Genomic DNA, 12511 nt, shown 5'->3' on the forward strand with positions numbered 1-12511 from the left:
GCACTGGGGTGAGCGGGCTGTCCTCGGCTTCGCCGCCGAGGTCCAGGCGCTGCATGTTGTCCAGCAGTTTGAGCAGGTAGTGCAGGGTGTGGGTGATGTCGCCCATGGAGAATTCGTCCAGGGCCTGTTCGTAGTAGGCGTGGATCTTGGGCTGGGCCTTGAGCTGCCACACCACGCGCCCTGACGCGGTCATCTTGATGAGCCGCGAGCGGCGGTCCTTGGCATCGGTCTCCATGCCGATGTGGCCGTCGCGTTCCATGCGGCCGATGACACCCGCCAGGTTCTGCCGGCTGACCATCAGGTAGCGGGCCAATTCGTTCACACTCATGCCCTGTTGCGCCTCTTCGCGGGAGAGGGCGCCCAGCACCGCCCACTGCTGCGTCGTCAGCCCTTCGCTTTCCACCGCGCGGGACCCGGTCTTGTGCAGCAGATTGGCACACTGGTACAACCGGAAGAATAGCCGGTTGGCGAGCTCCATGCGGGCGATGTGTTCGGGTGTCTGGGTGGGGTTCATGGGTGACGGGCGTGGCCAGTTTGAAGGAGCGATCATATGGACATGAAGGCGGCATTCCTACACGGCCATGGTGGCAACGAGGTGGTGGCGGTCGGGACACGTCCTGTGCCAGGCCGCCCGCCTGGGCATGTGCTGGTGCGCGTGAGGGCGGCCACCGTCAACCGGGTGGACCTCTACATGCGCGACAGCGGCGCGGGCATCACGCACCAGCTGCCGCAGATCATGGGGCTGGACGGCGCGGGCACGGTCGAGGCGGTGGATGCCGATGAAAGCCTGCTGCGGCCCGGTCAGCCCGTCGTGCTGCACCCCGGCATAGGCTGTGGGCGCTGCGAGTTCTGCCAACGCGGCGAAGGGGTGCTGTGTGTGCGCATGAGCTTGCTTGGCGAGCACCGCGACGGCACCTTCGCCGAGTACGTAAGCGTGCCGGCCGGCAACGTGTTTCCGATGCCGTCCGGCCTGTCCTTCACCGAGGCCGCCGCGCTGGGTGTCAACCACCTGACCGCCTGGCGCATGCTGTTCGCCCAGGCCCGGCTCAAGCCCTGGGAAAGCGTGCTGGTGTTCGGCATCGGTGGAGGCGTGTCGCTGGCGGCGCTGCAACTGGCCAAGCTCGCCGGGGCGCGGGTGATCGTGACCTCGCGCGATGACACCAAGCTGGAACGCTCGCTGTCCATGGGTGCGGACCACGCCATCAACGGCGCGACCACCGATGTGGCCAAGGCGGTCATGGCCGCCACCGGCGGCCGGGGGGTGGACGTGGTGTTCGAGAACGTAGGCGCGGCGGTGTGGTCCTCGGCCATGAAGTCGCTGGTGCGTGGCGGCCGGCTCGTCACCTGCGGCGCCACCAGCGGCGACCAGCCGCCCGCCGACCTGCGCCGCATCTTCATCCGCCAGCTGCAGATCCTGGGCTCCACCCTGGGCGATTTCCACGAGTTCCGCGATCTGCTGGGTTTTGTGGAGCGCACCGGCCTCAAGCCGGTGATCGACAGCACATACCCGCTGGAGCAGGTGCATGCCGCGCTGGACCGGCTGGAGTCGGGCGCGCAGTTTGGCAAGGTGGCCTTGTCGATCGACAGCGCGGCCCTTGCGCCGTGATCGCCTGCCATGGCGTTGGACAGCCTCATCGTGTCCCACGGCTACTGGATACTGGCCGTGGGTTGCCTGCTCGAAGGCGAGACGGTCCTCATCCTGGCCGGTTACGCCGCGCACCGTGGCTACCTCGATCCGTTCTGGGTGGTGGCGGTGGCGTCAGCCGCCGGTATCCTGGGGGACCAGTGCTATTTCTGGCTGGGCCGCCGGCACGCCACGGTGGTGCTGCGCCGTTGGCCCCGCATCGCCGCCCAGGCCGAGCGCCTGAACGGCCTGGTGGCGCGATTCCATGAGGCCGTGATCATTGGTGTGCGTTTCGCCTACGGCCTGCGCATCGCCGGCCCGGTGCTGATGGGGGCCGGCCCGATCGGCGCGCTCCGGTTCGCCACTTTCAATCTCATCGGCGCCGTGTTGTGGGCGGTGCTGGTGGGCGGCATCGGCTGGGTCTTCGGGCAGGCCGCCGAGTCCTTGCTGGGGAAGCTCCAGCGCATCGAAGGCTGGCTGCTGCTCGGGGCGGTGCTGGCCGTCGGGGTGGCCTGGTGGGTGCGGCGGCGCAGGCGCTCCGGGCAATGAGGCAAGCCACTCGGGAGAGCGGGGCAGGTGCTCCGATCTTGCCGGACTCGCTGCTTGTGCCAGGTCCACGGGGCGAGCGGGCCCAGGTCGACCCGACCAGGTTTCCGCCGTCCACGGGGAGGCCGACCCCTTTCTCCAGTTTGCGGCCGAAGATGGGCATGCCCCCCGCCTTGCGCATCATCGGCCGACAGTCGCTGACGCCCGCGTTTGGCGACCCACAATGTGGCGGGTGTTTTGGCGCACGGGATTGACGATGGCTTGTTCCGCGTAGCCCCAAGCCTTGGCTGCTCGGGTCTCTGGTGTCTACACCTCAAAGACGCGCATCAGCCCATAAAAGAGCGCTGCCAAAAACGTGGTTTCCAGAATGACCAGAACCACCGGCTTCCAGCCGACACGAAGAATGTCCTTGATGTGGGTTTTCATTCCGATCGCGGCCATGGCGCCCACCAGGAACACCCGCGACAACTCATTGCCGCTGTCCACCGCCCATTTGGGCAACAGGCCCCAGCCATTCACGCTCATCAACACGACGAACGCCACTGCAAAGCCCGGCAACAAGGGAGGCCGTGGTGGCCGGGGTTGATCGACCGCTGTGGCATCCTGCTGCGACTTGGCATGGATGTGGTGCGTCATCCAGGTGGCCAACACCAGCACGGGCACCAACATCGCCACGCGCATCAGCTTGACCACGGTGGCTGCATCGCCGGTCTCATGCCCCATGCTGTAGCCGGCCCCGACCACCTGGGCCACGTCGTGGATGGTTCCACCGAGGAAAAAACCGGCGTGCAAGGCGTCCAATCCAAGCAGGCGAACCACCAGTGGATACAACACCATCGCCACCGTGGACAGCGTGCTGACGCCGACGACCGTGAACAGGGTCGCCCTGTCCCGTTGTGGATGGGCGGGAAATGCCGCAGAAATCGCCATGGCCGCTGAAGCGCCACAAATGCCCACCGAACCACCCGACAACAGGCCGAAAAAGGGCTTGAAACCCATCAACTTCGCCACAACGATGCCAAAGGCAATGGTGACGGACACCGCCAGCACCACGATGGCGACGGGCTGCCACCCCATGGCCAGTGCCTGCGTCGCCGTGATCTTCAGTCCCAGCAAGGCCACGCCCCAGCGCAGCACCTGTTTGGCGCTGAAATCGATCCCCACCACGCAGCGGCCTTCTTCCGACAAGAAATTGACGGCCATGCCCAGCATCAACGCGAACAACATCACGGGCGCGCCATAGTGGTGGGCCAAAAACATCGCGGCCGTGGCCACCAAGGCAACCACCATCATGCCGGGCCATAACAGACTCAGCCGTGTCTTCCCAACTTTCATCGCTGCTCCTGAGCTTCGTTGCGCTTGAACATGTGGCGCGATTGTTTGGGAAGACGTGTCGGATGACTTGACTTCAAACGACAAAAATTTGACTTCACGTGCCATCTGGGATGGCCGCCGGGACCGTTCCGTCAGCCCGCCTCAGACCCGCTTGCGTGAGGGCGCGTGCTGGAATTGCACCGTGTACCACCGGGTGAACGAACTCAGGTTCGAATAACCCAGCAACTCGGCCACGCGGCCCATGGAGTAGCTGGTGTTCTCGACGTAGCGCTGCGCCAGCTCGCGGCGGACCTCGTTCAGGATGGCGGAGAAGCTCACCTGAGCCTTGTCGAGCTGGCGCTGCAGCGTGCGTTCGTTGATGCCGAAGCCAGACGCCACCTGTTCCAGGCTGGCCCGTCCCATCGGCAACAGCAGATAGACCGCCCGCCGAACGTCCTGGACCACCGACTGAGCGCCCGGTTTGGGCATGGCATCCATGAAGGACTGGGCGTAGCTGGCCATTGCCGCATCGGCCTGGATGTTGGGCTTGTCCAGGTCCGATGTCAGGCAAACCACGCCGTTGAACTCGCTTTCAAATTGCAGCGGGCACTTGAAAAGGCGTTTGTAGATGTGCACGTCTGGCGGTGCCACCCGGGTGAAGTGCGCCGACTGGGGGCGCCATTGGGGTCCCAGAATGGCGCGAAACAACACCATCAACACACCCACCGCCATGTCGCTGGACTGGCAGGCGTTGCCGAGGTAGTCGGTCACGATTTCTTCCCGAATGATCGTGTGTTTGCCCGCGTCTTCTATGTACAGGCCCAGGGCTTCGTTGAGCACATGGCGGTACTGCGAAATCGTCTCCAGCGCGGCGCGCATGGAGGGTTGCTGCACCAGCAGCAGACTGATGGGGCCAAAGTCCGCCAGCGTGCGCGCCTCGGCCATCATCAGTCCCACGGTGTCGCAGCCACTGGCCTGTGCCGTCAGGTCCAGCAGAGCCACGGTGCTGTCCATCGGAATCATGTTGGTCGGCACCGAGAGCATCTGGCGCGTGAGTCCCACTTTTCGCAACAGGGGTTGAGGATTCAAACCCAGTTTTTGCGCCACCTCGTCGTAGTGGGACAAGACCGCCGCGCGTTTGAGTGAGGTGCTTCGTTGCAAGGCCTTGATGCGCATATCGCCACTTTCGTTCAGATACAGGAAAGGCCTGGAGAAGGATGGTTTTGCCGGTCCTGTGAAGACGCCAAATGATAAACGACTGTCGCCGAATGGCAAGTCGATGTTGGAGCTGGAGGCATAAATTCTGGGCACCCCATGCCACTTCCATCCCAACAAGGAAATCCTGTGACCCAAGCCATCAAGTTCGATCGAATCGGTGGACCCGAAGTCCTGTACAGCACCACCGTGGAGGTCGGACGTCCCGGACCAGGGCAGGTTCGCCTGCGCCATGCCGCCGTCGGCCTGAACTACGCCGACACCTACTTTCGCAATGGCACCTATCCGGTCCCGATGCCCAGCGGCATGGGTGTCGAGGCCGCGGGCATCGTGGAGGCGTTGGGCGAAGGCGTGAGCCAGTTTGCCGTCGGCGACCGGGTGACCTACACCGGCTTCACCAACACCCTGGGCGCATACAGCACCGAGCGTTTGATCGACGCCGCTGCGTTGATCAGGCTGCCCGATGGAATCGCCCTTGAGACCGCTGCGGCGATGACGATGCGGGGACTGACATCGGCGTATTTGCTGCGCCGCATCTACCCGTTCAAAGCCGGCGACACCTTGCTGCTGCACGCGGCGGCGGGCGGTGTGGGGTTGATCGTGTCGCAATGGGCCCAATTGTTGGGCCTGACGGTGATCGGCACCGTTTCAACGGAAGAAAAAGCCGCGCTGGCCAGGGCACATGGCTGTCACCACACCATCAACTACAGCCACGAGGACGTTGCCAAGCGGGTGCGTGAACTCACCGACGGCGTGGGGGTGAACGTGGTCTTCGACAGTGTGGGAAAGACCACCTTCGAAGCTTCTCTCGATTCACTCAAGCGCCGGGGCCTGATGGTGTGCGTGGGCACGGCCAGTGGCCCGGTCCCGCCCTTCAATCCGCACATGCTGGCGCGCAAGGGGTCCCTCTTCCTGACCCGGCCGGCTTTGGCCGACTACATCGCCGACCCGGCAGAAAAGGCCGAGTTGGCGGGGGAAATCTTCGGCCACATCGCCGCCGGCCGGATCCAGATCGAGATCAACCAGCGTTATGCGCTGGGAGACGCCGTGCAGGCCCACCGCGACCTGGAAGCACGCAAGACCACCGGCTCGTCCATCTTCGTCATTTGACGCCCTCCCTCTCGAACGCTCAGGAGACCTTCATGCACATTCGTCCATTGACGCCGGCCATTGGTGCCGAGATCAGCGGTGTCAACCTCGGTGATGCCAGCCGGGACACCGATCTGTTCGCTCAAATCAAGGCCGCGTTGCTTCAGCATCGTGTGGTCTTTCTGCGGGACCAGGACATCACACGCGCCGAACACGTGGCGTTTGCGCGCCGTTTCGGCGAGCTGGAAGACCACCCTGTGGCCGGCAGCGACCCAGACCACCCTGGGCTGGTGCAGATCTACCGCAATGACAAGCGGGAGAACTACGAGAACAACTACCACTCGGATGGCCTGTGGCGACAGAACCCGGCCATGGGCTGCGTGCTGCGCTGCATCGAATGCCCGCCTGTTGGGGGGGACACGATCTGGGTCAACATGGTGGAGGCCTACAAGAACCTGCCGGATGAGATCAAGAAAAAAATCGATGGCCTGCGCACGCGCAACAGCATCGAACATTCCTTTGGCGCGGTGATGAGCCCCGAGGCACGCCGCAAGCTGGCCGCTGAAAATCCGCCGGCCGAACATCCGGTGGTCCGCACCCACCCCGAAACCGGCGAGAAGGTGCTCAACGTCTGCAGCTTCACCACCCACTTTGTCAATTACCACACACCCGAGAACGTTCGCTTCGGACTCGACAAATCCCCCGGCGCCAGCCAGCTGCTCAACTACCTGCTGAGCCAGGCGTCCATCCCGGAATACCAGGTCCGCTTCAACTGGCGGCCCAACAGCGTGGCCATCTGGGACAACCGGAGCACACAGCACTACGCGGTGATGGATTACTGGCCGGCCCCTCGCAAGATGGAGCGCGCCGCGATCGTCGGCGACGTGCCCTACTGAAACCTGCCCCCGCCGCAGATCCCATTCGCTTGATGAGAGACACGCCATGAATTTCCTCGACGGTCACCTTTTCCCCGAAAACCAACAACCCCTGATCATCACGGCCGCGCCCTATGCGCCAGGCTGGTTGCCTTCGGATTTTCCCGAGGACATTCCCGTCACCATGGCCGAACAGATCCAGAAGGCGGTGGACTGCTACAACGCCGGCGCCACCGTGCTGCACCTCCATGTGCGTGAACTCGATGGCAAGGGCAGCAAGCGCCTGTCCAAGTTCAACGAACTGGTCGCGGGTGTGCGAAAGGCCGTGCCCGAGATGATCATCCAGGTGGGGGGCTCCATTTCCTTCGCCCCCGAAAGTGATGGAGAAGCGGCGAAATGGCTGTCGGACGACACGCGCCACATGCTGGCCGAGCTCGAGCCGACGCCCGATCAGGTCACGGTGACCGTCAACACCTCACAAATGAACGTGACCGACCACATGGAGGACGGTGACGTCATCGGGACCTCGCGCGAGAATCCCAGGCTGTTCGACACCTACAAGGACATGGTCGTTCCGGCCTCGCCCCTCTGGGTGGAGGAGCATGTGCGCCGGCTCAGCGCCAAGGGTATACAAAGCGCCTTCCAGTGCTACAACACCAACAGCTTCGAATCGGTCGAACGCCTGATTCGGCGCGGCTTCTACAAGGGCCCGCTGGTGATGAACTGGGTGGCCATCGGTGGTGGCATGGACACGCCCAACGTCTACAGCCTGGGCAACTTCATGCGGGGCGTTCCCGACGGGGCGGTGGTGACGGTGGAGAGCAATGTGCGGAATGTCCTGCCGGTCAACATGATGGGCATCGCCATGGGCTTGCACGTGCGTTGCGGCACCGAGGATGTGTTGTGGAACCAGCGCCGCACGGCCAAGCAAAGCACGGTCAAGCAGATTGAGCAGCTGGTGCGCATCTCGGAAGAGTTTGGCCGCGACATCGCCACCGCCGCCCAAGCGCGTGAGATCTGCAAGATCGGCGTGTTCTACGACAGCGCCGATGAAGCCCTGGCCGCCAATGGCTTCGCCCCCAACCGCAAGGGCGGCAACCAGGGCTATCTCCACAAGTCCCGTTGATCGGGGAGATGAGCATGCACTTGCCCCTGCAAGGCGTTCGCGTGCTGGATCTGTCGCGTGTGCTGGCGGGTCCCTGGTGTGCCATGGTGCTGGGCGACTTCGGCGCCGAAGTCATCAAGATCGAACACCCCAGCCGAGGCGACGACACCCGGGACTGGGGCGCGCGCGTCGGCGACACGGAAACCGCCTACTTCAACAGTGTCAACCGCAACAAGCGCTCGGTCACGGCCAATCTCCAGACACCTGAGGGCCAGCACATCGTGCGCGAACTGGTCAAGCAGTCGGATGTGCTGGTGCAGAACTTCAAGGCCGGAGGCCTGGACAAGCTGGGCCTGGGTTATGAGCAGCTCAAGGTCCTCAAGCCCGAGCTGATCTACTGCTCCATTTCCGGCTACGACTGCAGCGGACCGGAAGCCGGGCGGCCAGGCTATGACCTGGTGATCCAGGGCGAGGCGGGGCTGATGTCCATCAACGGCGAGCCCCATCAGTCGCCATTGAAATTCGGCGTGGCCGCGGTGGACATGTTCACCGGCATGTACTCGGCCCAGGCGGTGTTGGCCGCCTTGTACGAACGCCAACGCACAGGCCGGGGCCGACACATCGAGATGGCCTTGTACGATTGCGGCGTGGCGATCAGCGCCTATTACGGACTGGAGGCCCTGCAGCTTCAGCAAGACCCGCCACGCTACGGCAATGGGCATCCCTCGATCGTGCCGTACGGGGTGTTTGACAGCGCCGACGGTCCATTGGTGATCACCGTGGGCAACAATCTGCAGTTCGAGCGTTTTGCGCGCGAGGTGATCGAACGCCCTGATCTGGCCGACGACACGCGTTTCAAGACCAATGTGGGACGCAGCGCGCACCGCGATCATCTGCTGGCCGCCATCGAACCCGAACTGCGGCGGTATCCCCGCCAATGGCTGCTGCAGCGACTCGCCGATGCCGGGATTCCGTGCGGCGAAGTGCGAGGACTCCACGATGCCCTGACCTCGGAACGAACCGGGGTCGGACAACTGCTGCACCACTACACACATCCGGTCGCCGGTCCTGCCCGCGTTTTGGCCCCGCCATACCGCTTCGACGGTGAACGCCTTCCCGTGCGCTGTCCCCCACCCATCCTGGGCGGGGACACGTCGGTGGTGTTGCGCGAGCGGCTCAACCTGGACGACACCGCCATCCAGAACCTGCGGCGCGCAGGCGCCGTCTGAATCCCGCATCCCCATTTTTTGATTCCATCTCATGGCTCTCGATACCGAATCGTTCGACATTCTGTTGACCACCATCCAGCGCTTTGTGCGCGAGCGTTTGATCCCCGCCGAAAATCACCTGGAAGAACACGATGCGGTGCCGGCCGATCTCGTGGAGGACATGAAAGCCATGGGCTTTTTCGGGTTGACCGTTCCTGAAGCCTTTGGCGGGATCGGCTTGTCCGTGAGCCAGGAGGTGTTGGTGAACTTTGAGCTGGGCCGCACCGCCACGGCATTCCGCTCTGTGTTCGGCACCAACATCGGCATCGGTTCCCAAGGCATCCTGATGGACGGCACCCCAGAGCAGCAAGCTCAATACCTGCCCAAGGTGGCCAGTGGCGAACTGATCATGTCCTTTGCATTGACGGAACCCGACGCGGGCACCGACGCGGCGTCCCTGAAAACCCGAGCCGAAGCAGATGGTGACCACTTCATTCTCAACGGCACCAAGCGCTACATCACCAATGCGCCCCGCGCCGGTGCTTTCACCTTGATGGCCCGCACGGGTGGACCGGGTGCCGCAGGTGTGTCCGCCTTCATCGTGCCTGCCGATCTTCCCGGCATCCAGTTGGGCAAACCCGACAAGAAGATGGGGCAACGTGGCACGCAAACCTGTGACGTGATGCTGGAGAACGTGCGTGTGCCTGCGGCCAACATCATTGGTGGTGTTCCAGGGCAAGGGTTCAAGACAGCAATGAAGGTGCTGGATCGGGGCCGGTTGAACATCTCAGCCGTGTCGTGTGGCATGGCCTCGCGCATCCTGGACGAATCCACCACCTATGCTCGGGATCGCAAGCAGTTTGGCAAATCCATCGGTGACTTTCAGCTGATACAGGCCATGCTGGCGGACAGCCAGGCCGAATGGCTGGCCGCGTGGGCTTTGGTGCGCGAGGTGGCGGCACGGTTCGATCGGAAATCCCCTCATCTGTCCGACCCGGACGTTTCGATGCGCGTGTCCTGCGCCAAACTGTTTGCCACCGAGATGCTGGGCCGTGTGGCCGACCGGGGAGTGCAGATCCACGGCGGCGCGGGCTATATCAATGAATACCCGGTGGAACGCTTCTACCGCGATGCGCGCCTGCTGCGCTTGTATGAAGGCACGTCACAGGTGCAGCAACTGATCATTGGCCGTGAGTTGTTGCGGCAGGCCGCCTGACGGACCGAACGCCCAGGCCAAGCCAGACGGGGGCCCGGGTCGAGGAACACAAACGAAAAGGCGGCCCGAGGACCGCCTTTTGTTTGGCTTGCGCCGAGGCCATGACGCAATCTTGCGCTATTCCCCCGTGATGTTGGATTCCCTCGCGATCGAGTTCCACATCTTCACGTCCGCCGCGATGATGGCCTTGAACTCATCGGCACTCTTGACCGGTGGGGGTTCAAAATTCATGTTCTCCATGCGCTTCTGCGTTTCCGCAGAGGCTTGAATTTTGTTGATTTCGGCATTCAAGCGGTCGGTGATGGGCTTGGGCAGATTGGCGGGCCCAAAGACACCAAACCAACCCACGGAATCAAACGGATACCCTTGTTCTCCCATGGTGGGCACGTTCTGCGTGCGCGGAACCCGGTTGTTGCCACTGACCGCGATGCCCTTGATCTTGGCGGCTTCAATCATGGGCACCGGCGTGCCTGGATCGCTCCAGCCGATCTGCAGCACTCCCGAGGCGAGGTCGTTCACGATCTGCGGCGTGGTCTTGTACGGAATGTGCTCCATCTTGATGCCAGCCCTCTTTTTCAGCCACTCGGTGGTCAGGTGGCCCGACGACCCATTCCCCCAGGTGCCGTAGCTGTAACGCTCCGGGTTGGCCTTGACCAAAGCCACCAATTCCTTCAGGTTGTTGGCCGGCACATCCTTGTTCACCAGCAGGAGGATGCCTCCGGCGGCGGTCTGGGCAATCGGGGTCAGGTCCTTGACCGGGTCATACGACATGTTTTTGACCACGGCCGGGGTGACGGCCACGAAGGAGGCGTTGCTGTAGAGCAAGGTGTAGCCGTCGGCCTTGGCCCGGGCAACGGTGCTGCCGGCCAGCATGCCGCTGCCGCCCGGCTTGTTGTCCACCACCACGGGTTGCTTGAACACGGCGCTGAGCTTTTGCGCCATGTCTCGGGCCGCGAGGTCCACGCCCGAACCGGCGCCCGACGCGACGACCAGGGTGATTGCCCGGTTCGGCCATGCGTCGCTGGTCTGTCCATGGGCGCCCCAAGGCGCCAGCGCGGCCACGGCGGTGGCCAGTACCAGGCGTCGTTTGACAAGGTGTTTGTTCATGCGATTCGTCTCCTGCAATGTGGTCTTTGGTCGGTGTTGCAACGTGTCGGATGGGCTCAGTCCGGTTTGCGCAAAAAGCCTTGGTTGCCACCCTTGCGGTTGGGGGCAAAACCGTTTTCGCGCAGTGTTTCTTCCGCCGTTTCATAAGACACGCCAATCTTGCAGATGTCGCGCGCCTGTTGGGCCGTGGCGATCGGACGGCCGAGTTCACCGGCGATGCGCACCAGTTGCCTGATCTGTTCCACCGTGCTCATTTTTCCCGAGCGGTCTTGCTTCCAGAGCACGTCCTCGATGCCACAACGCACATGCAGGCCCAAAGCCATGCCAATCAGGTTGATGGGCAAGACGTTCAACACCGAGCTTTCCACGGTGACGACCGCACCGTCCGGTACCGCTCGCAGCAGGTTGGCCAGGTTGTAGATGTTGGCCTGATCCATGCCACCGCTGATGGCGACCCAGTTCATGACCAGTGGGCCTTTGTAGACGCCGCGCCGGATCATCCGCTCGATGGTTTCGAAACTGTTGATGTTGTAGACCTGAAACTCGCTCTGGATGCCCGCATCGGACAGGCGGCGGATGTGCTCTTCCACAAAGCTGGGGTTCGAGGGGACGATCATGTCCTTGTAGGTCTTGTACAGGTGCGGGAAACCGCGCGATACACCGCGAAAATCGTCCTCGCCTGCATGTTCCGTCACGTTCATCTGCGTGGTGTTGACGGTGACCGTCACCTGGTCGGGCTTGGGGTCGAGTTCGGCCAGCATGTGGCGGGTGTCGTCGGAAAGCCACTTGGCATCCCCATCCGGTCCTTCGGGCGCAAAGCTGATCGATCCACCCACCTGAATGATCATCTCGGGCACGGCCTTGCGCACGCCGGCAATCAGCTCGTTGAACATGGACAGGCGCTTGCTGCCCTTGCCGTCGGGTTCCCGCACGTGAAGATGCAGCACGGTGGCGCCGGCCTCATAACAATCCACCGCCTTCTGGATCTGTTCCTCCATCGTGATGGGAATGTCTTCCGGGAAGTCTGATGGAATCCAGCCCGGTGCATACGGCGCCGCGGTGATGATCAAAGGCTGCTGGTTCTCGGGGTAGAGGTGGCCGTCTAGAAAGTTCATGCTGAAGTTCCTGGTAAATGAAAGTGACTGGCGGTTGGGTGGCATCAATGATCGACCATCCCCTCTGCCGTTACTTCACTTTTGGCGACAACAAATT

At 63.0% G+C, this 12511-nt stretch carries 12 protein-coding genes; 7 read left to right on the forward strand and 5 right to left on the reverse strand.

Annotation, left to right across the window (positions count from 1 at the left end):
• Window positions 1-514, reverse strand: a 514-nt coding sequence (locus AAHB17_RS19545) for a MarR family winged helix-turn-helix transcriptional regulator (protein ID WP_342132516.1), incomplete at its 3' end; no start/stop codon positions are given.
• 36 nt (window positions 515-550) lie between these two features.
• Here AAHB17_RS19545 and AAHB17_RS19550 point away from each other — a divergent pair.
• Both AAHB17_RS19550 and AAHB17_RS19555 read left to right on the forward strand, forming a co-directional pair.
• Window positions 551-1606: a zinc-binding dehydrogenase gene (locus tag AAHB17_RS19550; RefSeq protein ID WP_342132518.1), complete on the forward strand. Its 1056-nt coding sequence runs from the start codon at window positions 551-553 to the stop codon at window positions 1604-1606.
• 9 nt (window positions 1607-1615) lie between these two features.
• On the forward strand, window positions 1616-2173 hold the full coding sequence (locus AAHB17_RS19555; protein ID WP_342132519.1) for a DedA family protein: 558 nt from the start codon (window positions 1616-1618) through the stop codon (window positions 2171-2173).
• 303 nt (window positions 2174-2476) lie between these two features.
• On the opposite strand, the gene AAHB17_RS19560 is transcribed toward AAHB17_RS19555, so the two are convergent.
• Window positions 2477-3610: a YeiH family protein gene (locus AAHB17_RS19560; RefSeq protein ID WP_342132521.1), complete on the reverse strand. Its 1134-nt coding sequence runs from the start codon at window positions 3608-3610 to the stop codon at window positions 2477-2479.
• Window positions 3611-3646: 36 nt separating this feature from the next.
• Window positions 3647-4660, reverse strand: a complete 1014-nt coding sequence (locus AAHB17_RS19565) for an AraC family transcriptional regulator (protein WP_342132522.1) — start codon at window positions 4658-4660, stop codon at window positions 3647-3649.
• Window positions 4661-4798: 138 nt separating this feature from the next.
• Between AAHB17_RS19565 and AAHB17_RS19570 the strand changes: the two genes are divergently transcribed.
• From AAHB17_RS19570 to AAHB17_RS19590, 5 genes are read left to right on the forward strand one after another with little or no spacing between them, the layout of a single operon-like run.
• Entirely contained in the window at window positions 4799-5809 is a 1011-nt protein-coding gene (locus AAHB17_RS19570; RefSeq protein ID WP_446719625.1) for a quinone oxidoreductase family protein, read from the forward strand.
• A gap of 32 nt (window positions 5810-5841) precedes the next feature.
• Window positions 5842-6684: a TauD/TfdA dioxygenase family protein gene (locus AAHB17_RS19575; protein WP_342132524.1), complete on the forward strand. Its 843-nt coding sequence runs from the start codon at window positions 5842-5844 to the stop codon at window positions 6682-6684.
• 46 nt (window positions 6685-6730) lie between these two features.
• Window positions 6731-7789: a 3-keto-5-aminohexanoate cleavage protein gene (locus AAHB17_RS19580; protein WP_342132525.1), complete on the forward strand. Its 1059-nt coding sequence runs from the start codon at window positions 6731-6733 to the stop codon at window positions 7787-7789.
• Window positions 7790-7797: 8 nt separating this feature from the next.
• The gene (locus tag AAHB17_RS19585; RefSeq protein WP_446719626.1) at window positions 7798-8997 is read left to right on the forward strand and encodes a CaiB/BaiF CoA transferase family protein; all 1200 of its coding nucleotides are present in this window, start codon (window positions 7798-7800) and stop codon (window positions 8995-8997) included.
• A gap of 31 nt (window positions 8998-9028) precedes the next feature.
• Window positions 9029-10192 carry an acyl-CoA dehydrogenase family protein gene (locus AAHB17_RS19590; protein ID WP_342132528.1) on the forward strand — a complete coding sequence of 388 codons (1164 nt, stop codon included), beginning with the start codon at window positions 9029-9031 and terminating at the stop codon, window positions 10190-10192.
• A 117-nt stretch (window positions 10193-10309) separates the two neighbouring features.
• Here AAHB17_RS19590 and AAHB17_RS19595 read toward each other — a convergent pair whose 3' ends face one another.
• On the reverse strand, window positions 10310-11254 hold the full coding sequence (locus AAHB17_RS19595; RefSeq protein WP_342132529.1) for a Bug family tripartite tricarboxylate transporter substrate binding protein: 945 nt from the start codon (window positions 11252-11254) through the stop codon (window positions 10310-10312).
• Between the two features lie 101 nt (window positions 11255-11355).
• Window positions 11356-12414, reverse strand: coding sequence for a 3-keto-5-aminohexanoate cleavage protein (locus AAHB17_RS19600; protein ID WP_342132564.1), 1059 nt, complete (start codon window positions 12412-12414; stop codon window positions 11356-11358).
• Window positions 12415-12511 lie beyond the last annotated feature (97 nt).

Source organism: Hydrogenophaga sp. OTU3427 (genome assembly GCF_038440225.1).
Taxonomy (GTDB): domain Bacteria; phylum Pseudomonadota; class Gammaproteobacteria; order Burkholderiales; family Burkholderiaceae_C; genus Hydrogenophaga.

What these genes read in the sequence shown, in the direction of transcription:
- AAHB17_RS19550 (WP_342132518.1), top strand. Translation starts at nt 551, where the DNA reads ATGGACATGAAGGCGGCATTCCTACACGGCCATGGTGGCAACGAGGTG.
- AAHB17_RS19555 (WP_342132519.1), top strand. Translation starts at nt 1,616, where the DNA reads ATGGCGTTGGACAGCCTCATCGTGTCCCACGGCTACTGGATACTGGCC.
- AAHB17_RS19560 (WP_342132521.1), bottom strand. Translation starts at nt 3,610, where the DNA reads ATGGCACGTGAAGTCAAATTTTTGTCGTTTGAAGTCAAGTCATCCGAC.
- AAHB17_RS19565 (WP_342132522.1), bottom strand. Translation starts at nt 4,660, where the DNA reads ATGCGCATCAAGGCCTTGCAACGAAGCACCTCACTCAAACGCGCGGCG.
- AAHB17_RS19570 (WP_446719625.1), top strand. Translation starts at nt 4,799, where the DNA reads ATGCCACTTCCATCCCAACAAGGAAATCCTGTGACCCAAGCCATCAAG.
- AAHB17_RS19575 (WP_342132524.1), top strand. Translation starts at nt 5,842, where the DNA reads ATGCACATTCGTCCATTGACGCCGGCCATTGGTGCCGAGATCAGCGGT.
- AAHB17_RS19580 (WP_342132525.1), top strand. Translation starts at nt 6,731, where the DNA reads ATGAATTTCCTCGACGGTCACCTTTTCCCCGAAAACCAACAACCCCTG.
- AAHB17_RS19585 (WP_446719626.1), top strand. Translation starts at nt 7,798, where the DNA reads ATGAGCATGCACTTGCCCCTGCAAGGCGTTCGCGTGCTGGATCTGTCG.
- AAHB17_RS19590 (WP_342132528.1), top strand. Translation starts at nt 9,029, where the DNA reads ATGGCTCTCGATACCGAATCGTTCGACATTCTGTTGACCACCATCCAG.
- AAHB17_RS19600 (WP_342132564.1), bottom strand. Translation starts at nt 12,414, where the DNA reads ATGAACTTTCTAGACGGCCACCTCTACCCCGAGAACCAGCAGCCTTTG.